Source organism: Sphingomonas arabinosi (assembly GCF_036663715.1).
In the GTDB taxonomy this organism is placed as follows: Bacteria; Pseudomonadota; Alphaproteobacteria; order Sphingomonadales; family Sphingomonadaceae; genus Sphingomonas.
In genome coordinates this window covers 227876-249273 of the sequence record NZ_JAXOJN010000004.1, presented here as the reverse complement: position 1 = coordinate 249273, position 21398 = coordinate 227876, and the positions used below count along the sequence as shown (strand labels likewise).

16 protein-coding genes and 1 tRNA gene are annotated in these 21398 nt (G+C 67.5%); 9 read left to right on the top strand and 8 right to left on the bottom strand.

Annotation, left to right across the window (positions count from 1 at the left end; genetic code table 11):
* Positions 1 to 273: 273 nt before the first annotated feature.
* Genes U1708_RS09495 through U1708_RS09485 form a run of 3 tightly spaced genes read right to left on the bottom strand, consistent with a single transcriptional unit; the run spans position 274 to position 5789 of the window.
* A complete protein-coding gene (locus U1708_RS09495) occupies positions 274 to 3609 on the bottom strand; it encodes an error-prone DNA polymerase (RefSeq protein ID WP_332745010.1) in 3336 nt (1111 codons plus the stop codon).
* A gap of 13 nt (positions 3610 to 3622) precedes the next feature.
* Entirely contained in the window at positions 3623 to 5092 is a 1470-nt protein-coding gene (locus U1708_RS09490; RefSeq protein ID WP_332745160.1) for a Y-family DNA polymerase, read from the bottom strand.
* Complete coding sequence (locus U1708_RS09485) at positions 5061 to 5789, bottom strand: hypothetical protein (protein ID WP_332745008.1); 729 nt, start codon at positions 5787 to 5789, stop codon at positions 5061 to 5063. The genes U1708_RS09490 and U1708_RS09485 overlap by 32 nt, the downstream gene beginning before the upstream one ends.
* 219 nt (positions 5790 to 6008) lie before the next feature.
* Between U1708_RS09485 and U1708_RS09480 the strand changes: the two genes are divergently transcribed.
* The 7 genes from U1708_RS09480 (at position 6009) to U1708_RS09450 (ending at position 14065) form a co-directional block, all read left to right on the top strand.
* Positions 6009 to 6083 (top strand) — tRNA-Gly (locus U1708_RS09480).
* Between the two features lie 119 nt (positions 6084 to 6202).
* Positions 6203 to 8410: a penicillin acylase family protein gene (locus tag U1708_RS09475; protein ID WP_332745006.1), complete on the top strand. Its 2208-nt coding sequence runs from the start codon at positions 6203 to 6205 to the stop codon at positions 8408 to 8410.
* A 63-nt stretch (positions 8411 to 8473) separates the two neighbouring features.
* Entirely contained in the window at positions 8474 to 9160 is a 687-nt protein-coding gene (locus tag U1708_RS09470; protein ID WP_332745004.1) for an ABC transporter ATP-binding protein, read from the top strand.
* The gene (locus U1708_RS09465) at positions 9126 to 11696 is read left to right on the top strand and encodes an FtsX-like permease family protein (protein ID WP_332745002.1); all 2571 of its coding nucleotides are present in this window, start codon (positions 9126 to 9128) and stop codon (positions 11694 to 11696) included. The genes U1708_RS09470 and U1708_RS09465 overlap by 35 nt, the downstream gene beginning before the upstream one ends.
* Positions 11696 to 12763: a lipocalin-like domain-containing protein gene (locus U1708_RS09460; protein ID WP_332745000.1), complete on the top strand. Its 1068-nt coding sequence runs from the start codon at positions 11696 to 11698 to the stop codon at positions 12761 to 12763. The genes U1708_RS09465 and U1708_RS09460 overlap by 1 nt, the downstream gene beginning before the upstream one ends.
* An 83-nt stretch (positions 12764 to 12846) precedes the next feature.
* Entirely contained in the window at positions 12847 to 13731 is an 885-nt protein-coding gene (locus U1708_RS09455; protein WP_332744998.1) for a type 1 glutamine amidotransferase, read from the top strand.
* A 28-nt stretch (positions 13732 to 13759) separates the two neighbouring features.
* Positions 13760 to 14065: a hypothetical protein gene (locus U1708_RS09450; RefSeq protein WP_332744995.1), complete on the top strand. Its 306-nt coding sequence runs from the start codon at positions 13760 to 13762 to the stop codon at positions 14063 to 14065.
* A 45-nt stretch (positions 14066 to 14110) separates the two neighbouring features.
* On the opposite strand, the gene U1708_RS09445 is transcribed toward U1708_RS09450, so the two are convergent.
* The 5 genes from U1708_RS09445 to U1708_RS09425 all read right to left on the bottom strand — a co-directional run bounded on the left by U1708_RS09445 (position 14111) and on the right by U1708_RS09425 (position 18727).
* A complete protein-coding gene (locus U1708_RS09445; RefSeq protein WP_332744993.1) occupies positions 14111 to 14461 on the bottom strand; it encodes a response regulator in 351 nt (116 codons plus the stop codon).
* A gap of 90 nt (positions 14462 to 14551) precedes the next feature.
* Complete coding sequence (locus U1708_RS09440; RefSeq protein ID WP_332744991.1) at positions 14552 to 14896, bottom strand: hypothetical protein; 345 nt, start codon at positions 14894 to 14896, stop codon at positions 14552 to 14554.
* Between the two features lie 14 nt (positions 14897 to 14910).
* Positions 14911 to 16392, bottom strand: a complete 1482-nt coding sequence (locus tag U1708_RS09435; protein WP_332744989.1) for a PAS domain-containing protein — start codon at positions 16390 to 16392, stop codon at positions 14911 to 14913.
* A gap of 270 nt (positions 16393 to 16662) precedes the next feature.
* Positions 16663 to 18072: a sensor histidine kinase gene (locus U1708_RS09430; protein ID WP_332744987.1), complete on the bottom strand. Its 1410-nt coding sequence runs from the start codon at positions 18070 to 18072 to the stop codon at positions 16663 to 16665.
* Positions 18062 to 18727, bottom strand: a complete 666-nt coding sequence (locus U1708_RS09425) for a response regulator transcription factor (RefSeq protein ID WP_332744985.1) — start codon at positions 18725 to 18727, stop codon at positions 18062 to 18064. The genes U1708_RS09430 and U1708_RS09425 overlap by 11 nt, the downstream gene beginning before the upstream one ends.
* 91 nt (positions 18728 to 18818) lie before the next feature.
* On the opposite strand from U1708_RS09425, the gene U1708_RS09420 reads away from it, so the two are divergent.
* Together U1708_RS09420 and U1708_RS09415 are read left to right on the top strand one after the other, a co-directional pair.
* Complete coding sequence (locus U1708_RS09420) at positions 18819 to 19898, top strand: ABC transporter substrate-binding protein (protein WP_332744984.1); 1080 nt, start codon at positions 18819 to 18821, stop codon at positions 19896 to 19898.
* Positions 19895 to 21388: an OprO/OprP family phosphate-selective porin gene (locus U1708_RS09415; protein WP_332744983.1), complete on the top strand. Its 1494-nt coding sequence runs from the start codon at positions 19895 to 19897 to the stop codon at positions 21386 to 21388. The genes U1708_RS09420 and U1708_RS09415 overlap by 4 nt, the downstream gene beginning before the upstream one ends.
* Positions 21389 to 21398: the final 10 nt, after the last annotated feature.

Here is a 21398-nt window from a genome sequence, read left to right as displayed (position 1 = left end):
TGGTTCTAGCGCGGTATTTGGGGGCGCTCGCGATTAATGCCACCTTTAGGATGGATCGGTACGCACGACAAACCGAGCCTAACCTCCTGCCGCGCGTCATCCCAAGCCCGACGCGGGATCCAGAGGCAGGGACCCAGGCGCCGTTTTCCTGCGCACGCAGGAATCCAGGGCCAAGCCGAACGACCGCGTACGGCATTCGAAACCCTGGGCTCCTGCGTTCGCAGGAGAACAAGACTGTCGCAGAAGGCCCCGCGTTCGTCGCGATGACGGAGGTCAATGAAAGTCGCGCGACTTGGGCAGCACGCGCACGTCCCGAGGATGCGTCGCGCGCGGATGATGCGCCCGGGCATCCGGACTCCGCGTCAGCACCGGTCGGATCACCTCGTCGACCCGCGCGAGCGGCGGCTCCAGCGCATGATCCTCCGACAACAGCCGCAGCATGTCGGTGCGGTCCTGCACCCGCGACGTCATCAGGTGCGTCACGCCTTCCTCGCTACGCTGGATCACGCCCTCCAGCACCATCAGCCGCGACGCCATCACCGCGCGGCGGTTCGCCTCGAAATCACGCGCCCACATCAGCCCGTTGGTGATCCCGGTCTCGTCCTCGATCGTCACGAAGATCGCATTGCCCTTGCCCGGCCTCTGGCGCACCAGCACCACGCCCGCGACCTTCGCGCGCCGCCCGTCCTTGGTAGCATTGGCCTGCGCGCTCGACAGGATTCCCTCGGCTGCAAAACGCGTGCGAAGGAACGCCATCGGATGCCCCTTCAACGACAGTCGCGTCGTCTGGTAATCCGCCGCCACCTGTTCGGAGAGCGGCATCGCCGGCAAATCCGCGTCGGGTTCCTGACCGAGTTCGGGTACTTCGGCGGCGGCGAACAGCGCGAGCTGCTTGGGCGGCGTCCGACGCACGTCCCACAACGCCTCGCGCCGCTCCTTCGCGACCGATCGAAACGCATCCGCATCGGCCAGCAGGTTCATCGCCCGCTGTGGCAGGTTCGCCCGCCGCACGACGTCCTCGATCCCGGCGAACGGCGCGCCCGCCCGCGCCGCGACGATCGCCTCCGCCCAGTCCTTCCGAAACCCGTCCACCTGCCGAAACCCTAGCCGCAAATCCGCGCCCGAGTCCTCGAGCGAGTTATCCCAACCGCTCGCATTCACATCGACCGGCAGCACCGTGACCCCATGCTCCACCGCATCGCGCACGAGTTGCGCCGGCGCATAAAATCCCATCGGCTGCGAATTCAGCAACGCGCAGCAGAACACCGCCGGATGAAAGCATTTGATCCACGACGAGACATATACCAGCCGCGCGAACGACAGCGCATGGCTCTCCGGGAAACCATAGGATCCGAACCCCTCGATCTGCTTGAAACAGCGCTCCGCGAACTCCGCCTCATATCCGCGCGCGACCATTCCGCCGATCAGCTTGGCCTGGAAATTATTCATTCCCCCGACCTTGCGAAACGTCGCCATCGACTTGCGGAGTTCATTGGCCTCGTCAGGGGTGAACTTCGCCGCGACGATCGCCAGCTTCATCGCCTGTTCCTGAAACAACGGCACGCCGTATGTCTCGCCAAGCAGCACTTCGAGTTCGTCGCTTCGGCCATGCTCGGGCGATGGCGAGGGATAGACCACCACCTCCTTCTTCGCCCGCCGTCGAAGATACGGATGCACCATGTCGCCTTCGATCGGCCCGGGTCGAACGATCGCGACCTGGACCACCAGATCGTACAATTTCCGCGGTCGCAGACGGGGTAGCATGTTGATCTGGGCGCGGCTCTCGACCTGGAACACGCCAATGCTGTCGCCATCGCACAGCATGTCATAGACCTTCGAATTCTCGTCGTTGGCAATCGTCTTCAGCTCATGGTCGCCGAGTCCGTGCTCCCGCATCAGATCAAAGCTCTTGCGGATGCAGGTCAGCATGCCAAGCGCGAGAATGTCGACCTTCATCAGGCCAAGGCAGTCGATGTCGTCCTTGTCCCATTCGATGAACGTACGATCCTCCATCGCGCCGTTATGGATCGGCACGATCTCGTCTAGCCGCCCCTGTGTCAGCACGAAGCCGCCGACATGCTGCGACAAATGACGTGGAAATTCGAGCAGCCGTTCGACCATGTCCCGCAACCGGGCGATTTCGGGATTGGCCACATCGAACCCCGTTTCGGCAAAGCGACGTTCCGGGAAACGGTTCGAAAAGCTGCCCCATACGGTGCTGGTCAGGCGTTGCGTGACGTCTTCGGTAAAGCCCAACGCCTTGCCGACCTCGCGCACGGTGCTGCGCGAGCGGAAGTGGATGACCGTCGCGGCGATCGCCGCGCGCTCCCGACCGTAGCGCCCGTAGATATACTGCATCACCTCTTCGCGCCGCTCATGCTCAAAATCGACGTCGATATCCGGCGGTTCGCTACGTTCGGCGGAAACGAAGCGCGAGAAAAGCAGATCGTGCTTCATCGGATCCACCGACGTGACGCCGAGCACGTAGCACACCACCGAATTGGCAGCCGAACCACGTCCCTGGCACAGTATCGGCGGATCGACGCTGCGCGCGAACCGGACGACGTCGTGTACCGTGAGGAAATAATAGGCATAGTTCTGCTGCCGGATCAGCGCGAACTCCTCGCGCAGCGACGCAACCAGCTTGTCCGGCACATAGCCGTCATAATGGTCGATCGCGGATTGCCATGAGAGATGCTCCAGCCAGTCCTGCGGGTCCCAGCCTGTGGGAACCGGCTCATGCGGATATTCGTATTTGAGTTCGTCGAGCGTGAAATCGATCCGCGCGAGCAGCTTTGCCGTCTCGGCGATCGCGTGCGGCCGGTCGCGGTAAAGGTGTGCGATCTCGTCCGCATCCTTCAAATGGCGTTCGCCATTGGCACCGAGCCGTTTGCCGGCTCGCTGGATCGTCGTGCCCTCCCGGATGCAGGTGACGATATCGTGAAGCGAGCGATCATCGGCGACCGCATAACGCACGTCGTTGGTCGCCAGGATCGGCACGTGTGCCTTGACGGCGATCCGGGCAAGCCGGGTTTGGCGTCGCCGATCGCGACCGCCATGCGGCATCGTAACCCCAAGCCACACCGATCGCCGCGCCAGCGGACGGAGCGCGACAAGTGTGGCTTCGAGACTGGCATCGTTGCGCGTGGGAAGCACGAAATCCTTGTGCGCGACCACCGGGCGAGCGGTGCAATCCGGCATGACGATCAGCAACATATCGCCGAGATGCGCAAGCAGATCGTCGAAGCCGAGGATGCAGCCGCCTTTCTCGGCGCGCCGGTTACCCAGCGTCAGCAGCCGCGTCAGTCGCCCCCATCCGGCGCGCGTCGCGGGATAGGCAACGATGTCCGGCGTACCGTCGGCGAAGACGAGCCGCGCGCCGACCACCAGCTTGAAATCGAACGGCGGCAGCATCGCGCCGAGCTGCCCCCGTTTTGCGCGTTCCAGTGCATCATAAGCGCGGACCACGCCGGCAACCGTGTTGCGATCGGCGATACCGATACCGGCCAGTTTTAATTCGATTGCGCGACCAACAATGTCGCTCGGATGGCTGGCCCCGTCGAGAAACGAGAAATTTGTCGCCGCGACCAGTTCGGCGAACCCGGTCATGACGCTTGCGTGGTCATGCGAAGACGCCGTGGAGATACCAGCGCGGCGCCTCCATCTCGGAATACAGGCCGTGGCGGAAGATCCAGAAGCGACGGCCGCGGCGGTCTTCGATGCGGTAGTAATCGCGCGTCGGGATATCCTGGCGCCGCCACCATTCGCCCGCGATCCGCTCCGGACCTTCACTGTGCGCGACGTCGTGCACGGTGCGGCGCCAGCGGAAGCGGTGCGGCGGGCCGTCGGGGACTTCGGCCATCATCGATTCGATCGGTTGCGGTGGGTCGAACAGGTAGATCGGGCGGAGCGGCGGCTCCCCCGTTTCCGGCGCGGTCCACGGCGTCGGCGAAGGCGTCTCGGCAGCGGGCAGCATCAGCTCGGCCTGTTCGGGAATATGACTGTCGCGCGCCGAAAACCGGCGCACGCGCGCCCGGCCCAGCCGCGTGCCGAGCTGGTCGACAAGTTGCGCGACCTCCCCCTTCTGCGCCTCGCCGCCCTCCAGCTTCAGTTGCGACGCATCGAGTTTCTCGGCCAAAGCGACGTCGAGTCGGACCAGATCATAGCCGAACCCCGGATCGAGCGGATCGGCGAGGCTGTCGATCCGCTCGCGGAACAGCCGCATCAACAGCGCCACGTCGCGCGTCGGCTGGCCGGTCTCGATCCGCAACCGCTGGACCAGGCCGTCCGCACGAAACAGCCGCGCCTCCCACCGCCGGCCGCCTTCATGACGGTCGGCAAGCTGGACCGCAGCCTCGGTGGCAAGTTCGGCCAGCATCTCCAGCGCATATTCGGTCCGCGCGATCGGTTCGGCAAAACGACGCTCGACACCGATCTTCGCCACCGTCCGCCGCGCGACGATCGGTCCCTTCACCGATCCGTCGAGCCGGCGGATCATCATCGCCGCCTCCTCGCCGAACCGCGCCGCAATGGTCGCGAGCGGTCGTGCCATCACGTCGCCGACCGTCTTCAGACCGGCACGCGATAAGGCCGTCGTCGCATCCTCGTCCAGGCCCAGTGCAGCGACAGGCAGGCGCTTCACCGCACGCTTTTCATCCGGTGCCGGCGCCCCTGCGAACCGGGCCAACGCGCGCGCGGTGTCGGGCGTGTCGCCGAACGCGTGGCGCACCAGCAGTCCGCGCCGCGCGAGGCGCTCCTCCAGATCGGCGGCGAGACGGCGCTCGCCCTCGAACTCGTGCACGCACCCGGCGATATCGAGGATCAACCCATCGGGTTCGTCGAGCGCAACCGAGGGCGTGTACCGCTGGCATCCATCCGCGAGCCGCTCGAGCCATTCGTGATCGGCATGCGCGTCATGCTCGTACACCTCGAGTTCGGGAACACGCGCCCGCGCATCGGCCAGCGTCAGCCCCGGCTGGAGGCCTGCCCGCACCGCCTCACGGTCGAGCGCCTTCAGCCGCACTCCACCCGAGACCGTCTCGACGAACGCGATCGGCGTCTCAGCCCGTCCGACGAACAGATGCGGCCGCATCGTCCGCAGCCGCTCGATCGGCAGCCACGGGAATACCAGCGCCAGGTAACGCCGCGGAATCACCAGAGGCGAAGGCGGTTTGGTCGAAGATGTACGCGTCACGGTCCCACTCCACGCGCCAGCGAAGCCCGGCCTGGCCTCCGCGTCGACGCAGCAATTCGATGTCGAAGGCAGGTTTGCCAGGTGCGTCGGCTTCCAGGGGGCGGGAGGAACATGCCGCCACCCGCCAGCGCGACGCGGCCGCACTCGGCACCGGTTCGGCCCCGATGCGCAGGCTTAGAATAGTCACGCCCGATGCTTCGGCAGCCAGCATCAGCCGCCGTGTCGCGGTCAGGTCGATCCCCGGCGCGCGTCCCCAGGATTCGATCAGCAACGTGCCGAGCCCATGGCACCGCGCGGCATCGGCAGCCGCGCGCAACAGGCTTGCCTCGTCGTCGACCAGGCCCAGCACCAGCGACGATACGTCGAGCCCCATCTCGACCAGCCCGGTCGCATGCAGCCGCCCGCCCTGTCGCTCGCTCGCCTCGGTCCGCAGCCACATTACCGGCGCCGCCTTTGCCGCCAGCACCGAAGCGACCGCGAACCCCGCGCCACTCGCCGAATCGTCGATCGTCGCGAAAACCTCGTGGAGTTGCGCCTTCGCCATCCCCTGCGTCAGCCACGCATCGTGCGCACGGCCATCACCCTGTGTAGGCATCCCCGTCGTAGCAATCCGCTTCAGGCGGGCTATCAAGGCAAGCGACTCGTTCACAATTGTTCTTGTAATGTTCTAGTGCCGGAGTCGCCAAGCGGAATCTCGTTTGCGGTGAATTTCACGCGAAAGTCGAAAAGGCGCTTGCCGTCCCGGAAACACCGGGCTAACAGCGCGCCTCACCCAGTCACCGTGTCGCTTTCGACCGGAGACATAGGCGCCAGAGCGGGCGTAGCTCAGGGGTAGAGCACAACCTTGCCAAGGTTGGGGTCGAGGGTTCGAATCCCTTCGCCCGCTCCAGTTTTCTCAGGAAAACAGCGGTCCAGCGCGAGGCGACACAGCCTCAGCTCTCAGATCCACCTTTATCACTACCACCAGTACGCATGGCATTTCCCATGCGGCCGCCTTACGCTCGCCGCATGGCAATCTTTCGACACGCGCGTCATCCGTTGATCCTGTCGGCTTTGCTGCTGGCCCCCCCCTCCTCTGCAGCACCCGGTACTGCGCCCACCGACATGCAGCGATGGCAGGCGCAGGCCGAGCGCGTGACGATCACCCGCGACGACTGGGGCATTCCGCATATCAAGGGCCGGTCGGATGCCGATGCGGTGTTCGGGATGATCTATGCGCAGGCGGAAGACGATTTCGCGCGGATCGAGGCGAATTACCTGACCGCGCTCGGCCGGACCGCCGAAGCGGCCGGCGCTGACGTGGGTGAGGACGCGGTCTGGGCGGACCTTCGCCAGCGGCTGTTCGTCGATCCACCCACGCTGAAGGCGGACTATGCCGCGAGCCCGGTCTGGTTGCGCACTTTGATGCAGGCCTGGGCGGACGGGCTGAACTATTATCTCGCGACGCACCCGCAGACGAAGCCCCGCGTGCTGACCAGGTTCGAACCGTGGATGGCGCTCAGCTTCACCGAGGGCAGCATCGGCGGCGATATCGAGCGGATCTCGCTCAGCGACCTCAAGACCTTCTATGGCCGACCGACGCCACCGACGCCGGAAGAACTGGGCATGATCCCGCGCGAACCGTCGGGCTCCAACGGCATCGCCATTGCACCGCGGCTGACCGCGAATGGCCACGCGCTGTTGCTCATCAATCCGCACACCAGCTTCTATTTCCGGTCCGAGGCGCAGATGACCAGCGACGAAGGGCTGAACGCGTATGGCGCAAGCACCTGGGGCCAGTTCTTCGTCTACCAAGGCTTCAATCCAAAGGCCGGGTGGATGCACACCTCGGCAACGGTCGATAATGTCGATGAGTTCGCCGAGCGGATCACGCGGCAGGCAGGCGGTTATACCTATCGCTACGGCAAGACCAGCCGCCCGGTCGTCGCGAACACCGTCCTGCTCCGCGTCCGCCAGCCCGACGGGACGATGGCCGAGCGTAGCTTCACGACCTATCGCACGCATCACGGCCCGATCGTCGCCACCAAGGCCGGCAAATGGATCGCCACCGCGCTGATGTGGCGTCCGGTGCCGGCGCTCGAACAAAGCTATCTGCGGACCAAGGCGACCGATCTCGCGGAATACATGAAGGTCGCGGCGCTGAAGGCGAATTCGTCGAACGACACGCTGTTCGCCGACAGCAAGGGCGAGATCGCGTTCCTGATGCCGCAGTTCATGCCGGTCCGCGACGACCGGTTCGACTATACCCGCCCGGTCGACGGCAGCGATCCCGCGACGGACTGGCGAGGCCTGCACACGCTCCCCAGCCTGCCGAGCGTGCTCAATCCTCGCGTGGGATGGGCGCACAACACCAACGACTGGCCGTGGAGCGCGGCAGGTCCCGACAGCCCCAAGGCAGCCGACTATCCGCGCTACATGGACCAGGTCGGCGGCAATGCGCGCGGCGTCCATGCCGACCTGTTGCTGACGGGCAAGACCGGCTGGACCCCCGACACGCTGAGGGCAGCCGCGTTCGATCCCTATTTGCCTGCCTTTGCGCGACTGCTGCCCGGACTGGTCGCGGCGTGGGAGGCGCTTCCCGCCGGCGATCCGCGTCGCCCCGCGCTCGCGGCCCCGATCGCGCTGCTCAAGGGCTGGGACCATCGCTGGGCCTATGATTCCACCGCGACCAGCCTCGCGGTCTTCTGGGGCGATCAGTTGTGGCGCGAGGTCGGCAGTTTCGCGCAGGCCGAGCGGCTGAACGTCCCCGATTATATCACCACGCGAGTCGGCGCGGACGCGAAGCTCGCCGCGCTGACCACCGCGGTCGCCCGGCTCAAGCAGGATTTCGGCGACTGGCGGACGCCGTGGAAGGACATCAACCGCTTCCAGCGACTGGACGATTCGATCGCGCCGCATTTCGACGATGCCCGCGCCTCGACCCCAGTGCCGTTCACCTCGGCACAATGGGGCAGCCTCGCATCGTTCGGCGCGAAGCCGTGGCCGGGGACGAAACGCTATTACGGGACCAGCGGCAACAGCTTCGTCGCGGTGGTCGAGTTCGGCGCGCGTGTGAAGGCGATGGCGGTCATGGCCGGCGGACAGAGCGGCGACGTCCGATCGCCGCATTTCGCCGACCAGGTATCGCGCTATGCCGAAGGACGATTGCGGCCGGTCTATTTTCATCCCGACGAACTGACGGGCCACGTCGAACGAACCTATCGGCCGGGTAACTGATCTACCGCATATCCCGCGATGTCGACGCTTGCGGAGCCACCCAAGCTATTGCACGGACTGGATATGCCTGACGCCCCTCCCCTTCTCGCGGTCCGTGCGCTCGGTAAGTCGGTGCCGGGGCCGCGGCGGTTGTTCCGGCATCTGGATCTCGACGTCGGCGCGGGCGAACTGGTCGCGATCATCGGCGAATCGGGGGTCGGCAAATCGACGCTGCTCAACATCCTCGCTGGGCTGGACGAGGCGGACGAAGGCAGCGTCGCGATCGACGGGATCGAGCTGGGTACGCTCGACGAGACCGCGCGGACCCGGTTGCGGCGCGAGCGGATCGGCTTCGTCTTCCAGGCCTTCCACATCCTCCCCTATCTGACGCTGCGCCAGAACGTCGCGCTACCGCTGGCACTCGTCTCACCGGACAATGTCGCGGCATCGGCGCGCGCCGAGGAGATGCTCGACGCGGTCGGCCTGGACGGTCGCGGCGACGGCTATGCGCGTGATCTGTCGGGGGGCGAGTTGCAGCGCGTGGCGATCGCCCGTGCGCTCGTCCACCGCCCCGCTTTGATCCTCGCGGACGAGCCGACCGGCAACCTCGATCCGGAGACCGCCGCGCGCGTGCTGTCGCTGTTCGCCGATGCGGTGCGCGGCAATGGTGCGGCGGGCGTGATGGTGACGCATTCGGACGCGAGCGCGGCGATCGCCGACCGCGTGCTGACTCTGGGTGCCGAAGGACTGGTGGAGCGGCGTGGCGCCTGAGCGCGACCTGAGATCGGGGTCCGGGCTCTGGTCGGGACGTCTCGGACTCAAGTGGCTGATCGCGGGCGAGTGGCGGTTCCACCCTGCCCGCTTCCTGTTGACGGCAGTCGCGATCGCGGTCGGCGTCGCGCTCGGGTTTGCGGTACATCTGGTCAACGGTTCGGCGCTGGCGTCGTTCGATGGCGCGATGCGCGGCGTCAACGGTGCCGCCGAACTGTCGGTCCGCGCGACCAGCCCGCTCGGCTTCGACGAACGCCTCTATCCCCGCGTCGCACGTGCCGATGGAGTCGGCGATGCCAGCCCGGTGCTGCGCCTCGATGCGCGGATCGGTAAGGCGCGGCTGACTCTGCTGGGCGTCGACGTGATCCGTGCGGCCACGGTGACGCCGTCGCTGATCGGCATCCGCCCGCGTGGCCCCGATACCGGCAACGACGCGGCGTTCGACGAGTCCGCGCTGTTCCTGTCGCGCGCGGCGCTGACCCAGGTCGGCGCGAAGATCGGGACGCAAGTGGTCGTCGTCGCCAATGGCCGATCGGTGCCGCTGCGGGTGGCGGGCACGCTGCCGGCGACGGACGAATCGACCGCGGTCGGCGTCATGGATATCGCCGCAGCACAGTGGCGGTTCGGGCGTCTCGGGCGGATCGACCGGCTCGACCTGGCGCTGTCGGATCGTGCGACCGCGGAGCCGGCGTTGCGTGCGATCCTGCCGGCGGACGCTATCCTGTCGACCGCCGAGACGCAGAACGCGCAGGGCGATGCACTGTCGCGCGCGTACCGCGTCAATCTCGACATGCTGGCGCTGGTCGCGCTGCTGACCGGCGGTTTTCTCGTCTATTCGGCGCAGTCGCTGTCGGTGGTGCGGCGACAACGCGCGTTCGCACTGCTCCGGACATTGGGCATGCCGCGCGCCGGGATCATCGCCGCGGTCGTGATCGAGGGGCTCGCGATCGGACTGGTCGGCGCGGCGGCGGGATTGGCGGCAGGATACGGCCTGGCTTGGGCGGCACTCCACTGGTTCGGCGGCGACTTGGGCGCGGGCTATTTCGGCGGCAGCACCGCGCGCGTCGTGATCCAGCCCGGTGCCGCGATCGGGTTCTTCGCGCTCGGCCTGCTTGCGGCGATCCTCGGCAGCGCGTTGCCTGCCCGCGTCGCGGCACGGGCAGCGCCTGCCGCAGCGCTCAAGAACGCGGGCGACGTGCTCGATCCGCGGCGGCCGGTCGCGTGGTGGCCCGCCGCCGTGTTACTCGTCGCGGGCGCCGCCGCGTCGCTGTTGCCCGCGATCGCCGGACTGCCGCTGTTCGGTTTCCTGGGGATGGCGCTGATGCTCGCGGGCGGCGTAGCGGGCGTGCCGTGGTTCGCCCGCACGCTGCTGACCCCGTTGGCGCGGCGGACGCGGGGCAGCGTGCCCGGGCTGCTCGCGGTCCGTCACCTCCACGGTGCGCCCGGCGAAGCGGCGACCGCGCTATGCGGAATCGTCGCATCGACCGCGCTGATGATCGCGATGGCGACGATGGTGACTAGCTTCCGCGGCGCGGTCGACGAGTGGCTCGACCAGGTGCTTGGCGCGGACCTGTATCTGCGCACCACTTCCGGCGCGACGTTCGATCCGGCGACCCGCACCCGCATCGCAGGGACACCCGGTGTCGCGCAGCTCGCCTTCAGCCGCCAGATCCCGCTGACCATCGCCGCGGATCGCCCACCGGTCAGCCTGATCGCGCGACCCGAGCGCGGTGGCCGCGATCCGTTGCTGGTGCTGATCGATCGCGGGCCGCCGGTGCCGAAGAACGCGCTCCCGATCTGGGTCTCCGAGCCCGCACACCGCCTGTACGGCTGGGATACCGGCGAGCGCATCACGCTGCCGATCGCCGGCCGCACGCAATTCGTGGTCGCCGGCATATGGCGCGATTACGGGCGCCAAGCGGGCGCGGTGCTGATCGACGAGGGCGATTACCAGCGCCTCACCGGCGACGACCGCCGCGACGAAATTTCCGCGACGATCCTGCCCGGTGCGGATCCGGCGAAGGTCGCGCGCGCGATGACCGATCGCCTGCCCGCCGACCTACGTCCCCAGGTCGAGGTCGGCCAGCCCGCGACGCTGCGGAAACTCGCGCTGACGCTGTTCGATCGCAGTTTCGCGGTCACCTATCTGCTGGAGGCGGTGGCGATCCTGGTCGGGCTGGCAGGCGTGGCAGCGACCATGTCGGCGCAGACGATCGCGCGCGAACGCGAGTTCGGGATGCTGCGGCATCTGGGGCTCACGCGCGGCCAGCTCACCCGGATGCTCGCGACCGAGGGTGCGATCGTCGGTCTCACCGGTGCACTCGCAGGGGTCGGGCTGGGGCTGCTCCTGTCGCAGGTGCTGATCCACGTCATCAACCCGCAGTCGTTCAACTGGACGATGACCACGCGCATTCCGGTGGGCACGCTGATCGGCGTCGCGACCGCGCTGACGGGCGCGGCGGCGGCAACCGCGATGCTGGCGGGGCGGCGTGCCACGGCAAAGAGCGCGGTACAGTCGGTGCGGGAGGATTGGTGATGCTGCGACCTTGGGCCCTGCTCGGCTGGATCGCCGCGATCGGTGTCGCCGCGCCAGCCGCCACGCCCTATCCCGTCGTGCGGCCGGGGATCAGCCTGCGCTTTCCAGCGGATCACGGCGCGCACCCGGCGTTTCGCACCGAATGGTGGTACGTCACCGGCTGGCTGAAGACCGCGGACGGTAAGGATCTCGGCTTCCAGGTTACGTTCTTCCGGACGCGCCCGCCGGTCGATCCGCGCAACCCGAGCCGGTTCGCCGCGCGCCAGGTCCTGTTCGCGCATGCCGCACTGTCCGATCCGGCCACCGGCAAGCTGCTCCACGGCGAGCAGGCGGCACGCGAAGGCTTCGGTCTGGCGCAGGCGCGTACCGGCGATGCCGACGTCGCGATCCGCAACTGGCGATTGCGCCGCGCTGGCGATGGCCGCTGGACGGCGCGCGTCGACGCGGACGGCTTCGGCCTCGCGCTCGATTTCCAGCCGACGCAGCCTCCCCTGCCGCAGGGGATCGGAGGCTATAGCCGCAAGGGACCGCGCCCTGAGGAAGCGAGCTATTATTACTCGGTGCCGCATCTCCGCGTCACCGGCCGGGTCCGCAAAGGTGGCGGAACGGTCGCAGTGACCGGCGAGGCGTGGTTGGACCGCGAATGGTCGTCCAACTATCTCGCGCCCACAGCGCGGGGTTGGGACTGGACCGGCCTCAATTTCGACGATGGCTCCGCGCTGATGGCGTTCCGGATCCGGCGCAAGGGCGGCGGCACGGTCTGGACGGGCGGCTCGCTCCGCCGCGCCGACGGCAGCATGACGGTGTTCGGCCCCAAAGACGTCGCCTTCCGCCCGCTCGCGACATGGCGGAGCAAGGCAACCGGGGCAGTCTATCCCGTCTCGCAGGAATTGAGCGTCCGCGTCGCCGGCGGCATCCAGCGTTGGCGGCTGGTGCCGATGTTCGCCGCGCAGGAACTCGACGCCCGCCGCAGTGGCCTGCCGGTCTATTGGGAGGGCGCGGTCCGCACGCGCGGTGGTCGCGGCTATCTCGAACTCACTGGCTACGAGCGCGCGCTGGAGATGTGAGCGCGCAAAATTTGCGGCAGCGGCGGACGAAACGCCCGCCAGCGCGTTGAGGTCGCTCGAACCGAAACGGGAGAGGACCGGGTTTGCCGCATTTTTTGGTTGCCGAAAGCGAGACTGCGGACGAGCGCGAGGCGCGTCGTCGCCATGCCGGCAAAAGCTCGGGCGAAACCTATGCGGCGACGCTCCGTCAGTTGCAGCCCGATGCCGAGATCACGATCGTCGCGCCCGCCGACGACGATGCACAGGTCTACGAAACCGACGCCCTGGGCGTGTTCGACGCGGTGTTCATCACCGGATCGCCGCTCCACGTCTATGACGACAGCCCGGAGGTCCGGCGCCAGCTGACCTTCATGCGATCTGTATTCGCGTCGGGCACGCCGTCGTTCGGATCGTGCGCCGGGCTGCAGCTCGCGGTCGCCGCCGCGGGTGGGACGGTCCGCAAGATGCCGCAGCAGATGGAGGCCGGGATCGCCCGCCGCATCACCCCGACCGACGCTGGCCGCGATCACCCGCTTCTCGCCGGCCGCGCGGCCAGCTGGGACGCCCCCGCGATCCACGGCGACGAGGTCGAAACGCTCCCCGCCGATGCGACCCTGCTGGCGAGCAACGCGGTCACGACGATCCAGGCGGCCGAGATCCGTCACGACGGCGGGGTTTTCTGGGGCGTGCAATATCATCCCGAACTCGCGCTCGGCGAGATCGCCGTGGCGCTGCGTCGCCAGGCCGAGGACATCGTCGAAGCCGGGCTCGCGGAGACGACCGACGACGTCGAGCACCGCGCGGCGCAGCTCGCGGCGTTGCATGACGATCCCGATCGCCGTTCGCTGTTGTGGGCGCTGGGCGTCGACCGCGAGTTCGCCGACGAAGCACGGCGCCGCACCGAACTCAGCAACTTTCTCGATCACCTCGCGGACATCGACGCCAGCGATCGCGCGGATGCCGCATCGCCCGATCTGTGTCCCGCCTGACCCTTTGACCCGCAACAAGGAGCGACCAATGTCCACCACCCTCAAGGCAAAGTTCGACACCCGCCGCGAAGCCGAGATGACCGTCGAGCGCCTGGTCCAGGAGCAGGGCGTCGAACGGACGGACATCTTCATCACCACCGACGGCGCAGACAACAGCGTCGGCGACGAGAAGGCCGGTTCGGATACCGAAGGCAAGGGCCCGACGCCGGAGTCGCGTGACGATGCGGCGTTGGAAGGCAAGATCGTGGTTTCGGTCGATATCGAGGACGACGCCCGCGCCGCCGAAGTGAAGGCCGCGTTCAAGGAATTCGACGCGAGCGATATCCAGGGCTGATATCCCGTCGAGGTACGGCGCCAACCACGCCGTACCTCGTACCTGTCAATGTGGGGCAAGTCTCCGGAACGTCTCCAAAACCGCGGACTCCATGATCGGCTTGTCGAGCACTTCGGCAGGCGGATCGCACGGCACGCAGGCTTCGGGCGTTCCGGTAATGAACATCACGGGGATATTGCCGTGCGCGGCGATGATCCGTTGTACCGCCAGCGGCCCGGTCCCCTCGCGCAGCCGGACGTCGGACACGATCATGTCAGGGATGCGCGCGCCCGCAGCGAAGACCGCGTCGGTTTCGCAATCTGCCTGATCATAGGATGTCGCGCCGGCTTGTTCGATGAGGCTGATAATATGATCCGCGATAAGCCAGTCGTCTTCGATCACAAGCACGTGGCACATCTGCGTTTCCCGTAAATCAGGGTCCCTCAACGCGCTGAGTCCGGGTCGGGTCCCGCCTGGCGGTCGTTTACGGTTAAAAGCGTATTATTGTTACGCCGCGTCATCCGCAGTGTCATCCACCGTCGCAAACCAGTCCGCATACGGCGTCGTTCGCGCCATGTGCCGGTTGAGATCGGGCGCACCGTCGGTCCACCACACCGGGCCTCGCTCGCCGAGACCGTGCTTCGCAGCATCGACCGCTGACCGCGCAGCCGCCTCCGCCGCACTGTCCCCGCCCCGCTTCGCCGCGGCCACGCCCCGCCGTCCGTCCATCAAGGCCGCAACCAGTCGCGCGCGTTCGCCTTCAGGCAGGTCAGGATTCGCGGTACGCCAGAGCCGTCCGCGCACCACGATATACCGCCCGTCGGGAGTCGTCAGCGCAGGCGGTTTCGGCATCGACGCGCGCAAGCCTAGAGCGGCGCGTCGATCGTGAAGACGACCCCGGTACCGCGATACTCGATCTGCGCGGTGCCGCGCATATGCTGCGCGAGCACGCGTTCGATCATCCGCGATCCGAAGCCGGTGCGCGTCGGCGTGGTGACCACCGGGCCGCCGGTTTCCTCCCACATGAAGGCCAGCCTGCGTCCGCCTTCGCCGATGCCGACGCTCCAGGCGATCGTGACATGCCCGCCCGCGACGTGGAGCGCACCGTATTTGGCGGCGTTGGTCGCCAGCTCGTGAAGCGCCATCGACAAGGCCAGCGTCACGCGCGGCTCGAGCCGGACATGCGGCCCCTCGACCGAGAACAGGCGACCGCCGCCATCGTCGAACGGCGCCATCACGCCGGTCACGATATCGGCGATCGTCGCACCCTCGACCTCGTCGCGCAGCAACAGGTCGTGCGCGACCGCCAGCGATCCGATCCGTGCACCGATCGTGTCGCGCGCCTCGGACATCGACGCGGCATCACGCAACGTCTGGTTGACGATCGCGCTGACCGTGGCGAGCGTGTTCTTCACGCGGTGCGTCAATTCCCCCGCCAACAGCGCGCGGTGTTCCTCGGTCCGCTTGCGCTCGGTGATGTCGGTCGAGAACCCGGTCATCGACAGAGCCGTACCATCCGCGCGCGTCAGCAATTCGCCGCGGATCGCGACCCAGCGCACTTCGGCGGTCGGCGTCACGATGCGGTATTCGATGTCATAGTCGCATCCCGTCGCGACCGTTTCGGCGATCGCCGCGACGACGCGCGCGCGATCCTCCGCATGGATCGCTTCGAGGAACTCGGGATAGCCGAACTCGGCGTCGGGATCATAGCCGAAGACGATCTTGCAACCCGTCGACGCATCGAGCTGCTGACTTGCCGGATCGAAGGTCCACGCGCCCAGCCGCCCCGCCTTCAACGCGAATTGCAGCCGTGCGGCGCTGTCGACGAGCCGAGCCTGCGTCTCCGCGGCGGAGGCCTCGAGTTCGCGCTGTTCGGCTTCCAGCAGCGCCAGCGTTTCGCGCTCGAGCGTCACGTCGTGCTGCGACGCGACGTAATAGCGCAGGTGCCGGCTGCGATCGAACACCGGCGCGACCAGCAGCCGGTTCCAGAACGGCGTCCCGTCCTTGCGGTGGTTGAGCAGGTCGATCTTGATCCGCTCGGCCCGCCCGATCGCGTCGCGAAGCCGCGACACGTCCTCGGAATAGGTTTCCGGCCCTTGCAGGAACCGACAATTCCGTCCGACCACCTCGTCGCGGGGATACCCCGTCAGGCGCTCGAACGCGGCGTTCACGTGAATGATCGGGTTGTCGGGAAGCGTCGGATCGCTGATCGCCATAGGCAATATCGCTTCGTTGAACCCGACGACGAAAGGATCGGCCGCGTCCAGCGAACGGCCGAAAGCCGCCATGATCAGCGTATGATCGGCGTCCTCGTCCCGCAAGGACGTCTGGTTCGCACTCTGTTCCAAGCGACTATTTGCTACTCAAAGTCCCACACGTCCACAATAGCATACCGGCATTATGGCAAAGCATTTCGACCGCCCGACAATATTTCGCGGCGCGCCGGCGTACCGCACTCGAGGGGGTCGAGCGCACGACCATCGCGACGCGATCACGCTGCAGAACTGCCGGTAAGCCGTCAGGCGGCGATCCGTGCGACAGGCGGAGGCTTGCCGCAAAGGACACGTTAAGGACGTCGCACGCCCAGCGCCCTCCCCACCTGGCGATATCGATGCTGGCTACTCGCGCGCACGAAAGAAGCGCAGGACGACGGTCGTACCGCTGGCCGCGTCGCCGAATGCCACGGTCGCGTTGAGGCGTGTGGCCGCCGACCGCACGATCGCCAGACCGAGGCCGCTGCCCTCCGAACTGCCGGGCGCGCCAAGCCGGACGAACCGGTCGAACGCCATCTCGCGCTGGTCGATCGGTATCCCCGGACCATCGTCGACGACCGCAATCGTCGTTTCCGACGGCGTCGTCTCGAGCCTGACCGACACGGTTCCGCCGCGCCGGTTGTAGCGGATGCCGTTGTCGATCAGGTTCGACACGATCTCGAAGATCAGCGTCCGGTGGCCGGGCACGACGTGGCTGACCTCCGGGTCGCCTTCGATCGTCAAATCGATGCCCGCATCGATCGCGCGGTTGATCTGTCGCGTGATGACCGCCGCCGCCACCTCACGCAGGTCGACCGCCTCCAGCGGCGCGGACACGCCGGCCTCCTCCGCGCGCGCCAGCGCCAGCAACTGCGTCACCAGCCGTTCGAGACGAGTCACCGCGTCGGCGATCTCGTCGAGTGCTACGCTGCGTTCCGGTCCCGAGCCCCGCCTAGCGAGCGCGACCTGGACCTTCAGCACCGACAAGGGCGTTCGCATCTGGTGCGAGGCGTCGGCGGTGAAGCGGCGGACGCCGACGGTCGCGGTGTCGAGCTGCGCCAGCAGGCGGTCGAACGCACCGGCGAGCGGGCGGAGTTCGCTGGGGAGCGGACCGGTATCCAGCGGCGAGAAATCGGGACGCGCGCGTCCGTCGCGCGCTTCGACGGCACCGCGGAGGCGGGCAAGCGGACGCAGACTCCAGCCTAGCGCAGGGCGGAGGAGCAACGCCGCCGCACCGACGAGGACGCATTCGCCGATCAGCAAAGCGAGCATCAGCCGGCGAGTAAGCGCACCGCGGTTGTCGAGCGTCTCGGCGATCTGGACGACGACCGGCTTGTCGATCCGCGGCAGCGAGCGGCGGACTTCGGCGATGCGGATCTGCTGGCCCCGGTAGCGCGCGAAGCGATAGCGCGGCACGTCGATGTCGAGCGTGGCGGGATCGGGCGCGGGAAGGTCCGCGTAACCGGTGAGCAGATCTGGCCCCACGGCGACGCGGTAATAGACGTTGTCGCGCTCGGTATTCTCCAGCATCCCGAACGCGGCGGAGGGCAGGTCGAGCGTCACCTCGCCCCGCTCGACCTGCACCGTCTCGGCGATCGCCCCGAGCGCGCCGCCGAGCACACGGTCGTTGGTACGGCGGACGACGTCGGCGATCAACGTCGCACCGACCACGCCGATCAGGATCGCCGCCGCTAGCAGTGGCCCGAGCACCGCGACCAGCAGGCGCGTTCGCAGCGCTGGGGTGCCCCGATCGGTAGCTATGGTCTCAGCCGGCATCGAGCATATAGCCGACGCCCCTTACGGTGCGGATACCGGGGCCATCGGGCGCGAGCTTGCCGCGAAGCCGCGTGACATGCACCTCGATCGCGTTGTCGCCGACCGGCTCGTCGAACCCGAACACCTCGCCGATCAGGAGTTCGCGCGGTACCACGCGGCCTGCGCGGGTCGCCAGCGCCTCCAGCACCGCACGCTCGCGCCGCCGCAAGTCGAGTGCGCGGCCCGCGATGTCGGCCTCGCCCGTCGAGCGATTGATCGTGAGCGTTCCGACGCTGAGCACCGGCAGCGGATCGCCGCCGCGCCGCCGGCCAAGCGCCCGCACCCGCGCCTCCAGTTCCTCGGGATCGAACGGTTTGCGTAGGTAGTCGTCGGCACCGAGATCGAGCCCCCGCACCCGGTCGTCGAGCGCATCGCGCGCGGTGAGCATCAGTACGGGGACGCGTTCGCCACGCCGCCGCAACGTCTTCAACACGGTGAACCCGTCGATCCCGGGCAGCCCGACGTCGAGGATCACCAGCGCGTACGGCTCGCCCGCGACCACCGACAACGCGTCCTCGCCGGTCGCGACGTGATCGACCGCATTCCCGCCCGCGCGCAGCAACGCCGCGATGCTGCGTGCCAATGCCGCATCGTCCTCGATCAGCAGGATGCGCATGAAAAACCATGAAAGGTTGGTGACAGGTTCGCTTCGTACTCCACCGATGCAGTCTATCCGAACACAGAGACGGAAGGCGAGGAGAGTGACGATGACCCGAATTTTTCTGAAGATCGCACTGCTGGCTACGAGTTTCACCGCGACCGCCGTCGTGGCGCAGCGCCCTGCCAATTATCCGCGCTCCTACGACCAGCTGATCTCCGATGCGCGCGCCGAGCGGCAGGTGCGGATCTACGGCAATGCCGATCGCGCCGAATTGCTGCCGGTCGTCGCTGCATTCCGGAAGCGCTATCCGGGCATCACCGTGCTGTACGCCGACCTCGGTTCGACCGAGATGTACCGCCGCTTCGTCACGGAGACTCGTGCCAGGAAACTATCCGCCGACATCGTCTGGTCGTCGGCGATGGACCTGCAGGTGAAGCTGATCAACGACGGCTTCGCGCAAGGCTATGCCAGTCCCGAAAAGCCCGCGCTGCCGCCGGTGTCCGTGTGGAAGAACATGGGCTTCGGCGTCACCGCGGAGCCGATCGGGATCGTCTACAACAAGCGCCTCGTGCCGGCCGGACAGGTGCCGCGCACGCACGCCGCGCTGGAGACGTGGCTGCGTCGGAACGCCCGCGCGCTGACCGGCCGCGTCACGACGTTCGACCCGGCGCGCTCCAACGTCGGCTATCTATATCTGTCCGAAGACCTGGCTATTACGCGCGATACGCGGTCGTTGCTGGAGGCGATCGCCGCGACCAGGCCCGTCCTGTCGCGGACCAGCGAGCCTATGCTGCGCGGCGTTGCCGAGGGGCGGCAGGCGATCGCGTACAACGTCATCGGCTCCTACGCGCTGGAACGCGCGCGAACCGATCCCCGCATCGGCGTCGCGTTCCTCCAGGACTATACGATCGTCACGTCGCGGATCGCGTTCATCGCGCGCGAGGCCGCGCACCCGGCGGCGGCGAAGCTGTTCCTCGATTTCCTGCTGTCGCGCGAGGGGCAGTCGCTGCTCGCCAAGCGCAGCCTGTGGCCGGTCCGCACGGATGTGGCCGCGCGCCGTCTTCCCGCCGCGCAGGCCCGCCCGATCCGCGTCGGCCCACAACTTCTCGTCAACCTCGACCGCGTCAAGCGCCAGCGTTTCCTGCGCGACTGGACCGCGATTCTCGCCACCGGAGCCCAAAAATGACTCTTTTCCGTACCGGGTGCGCCGCACTCGCGCTGATCGCCGCGACTCCGGCGCTGGCCCAAGTCCCGACATCGACTCCGAGCGACGCCGACCTTGCCGCGCTGGTGCGTGCGCAGGCCGCCGAGATCGCAGCGCTGAAGTCGCGGCTCGACCGGCTCGAGAATGTCACCGCCGTCGCGCAGGCATCCGCTCCGGTAGCGCCGGTGCAGATCGCGCCGCAGGCGGTCGCGCAGAATAACGAGCCACGTCGCACCCTGCCATTCGCCCCGCAACTCGCGCCCCCCGGCCCCGCCGACCGCAGCGTCGCGCAAGCGGTCGCCGCGCGCGACAATCCGTCGGGCGTGACCACCGAATGGGGTGCGGGCCTGCCCGTCTTCCACTCGGCGGACGGCGTCTACACGTTCAAGCCGCGCGGCCGCATTCTGACCGACGTCAGCTCCAGCTTCGGCTCCAAGTACGACGGCCGCAACATCACGACGACGGGCATGCGCGCACTGCGCCTCGGCCTCGAAGGCGGCGTCGGCACGCATTTCTTCTACCAGTTCGAGAGCGATTTCTCGGAGAACGAGGTCGACGTCGTCACCGCGTTCGTCGGCTGGCGCAACCGCATCACGCCGGGCCTCGATTACGACGTCCGCGCCGGCCATCTGTTCAACGACCGCAGCTTCGAAGGCTCGACGGGCTCGGATTCGACGCCGTTCCTAGAGCGCAGCACGGTCTCGACCGCGATCATCCCGCAGCGCGGCTTCTACGGCATCGGCGTGATGCCGCGCATCTTCTGGAAGACCGGCCATGCGTCGGTCACCGTCACCGGCGACCGGATCGACGGCACGCAGGCGGTCGGCGACAGCCGCACGGTGCTCGGCCGCGCGCACTGGAACCCGATCAAGTCCGACACCGGCGTGCTCCACATCGGCGCGTGGGGCTTCGACGAATCGCTGTCGTCTGTTGCGGGCACGCTGACCCGCAACACGGTGATCGGCGGCCGCTTCAATGGGGCGCTGCGCGTGTCGACCGGGCCGCTGATCGGCGGCACCGGCACGACCGGCTACGGGGTCGAGCTTGGCGGCTATCGCGGGCCGTTGTGGGTGATGGGCGAGGCGGGCCGCCGCAACGCGCGGCTCGACGGCGGGCGTCCCGATTTCGTCAGCAAGGCGTGGAGCGTCTCGGGCGGGCTGTTCCTGACCGGCGATCTGCCGCCGTACAACCCGCGTCTCGGCAGCTTCGGCCAGCCCAAGGTGTTGAAGCCGACCTTCGACGGCGGGGTCGGCGCGATCGAACTGACCGCGCGCTACGAAAGCCTCGATTTCGACAATCTGCTGACCGGCGGCGACGGCTGGGCGGCGACCGTAGGCGTCAACTGGTACCTCAACAGCTTCACCCGCTTCCAGGTGAACGCAATCCAGTGGAACACCGACAACCGCGCCGGCGACTATGTCGGCAACGACAGCGGTCAGACGGTCAGCGCCCGTGTCGGCGTGACGTTCTGATGCTGACAGT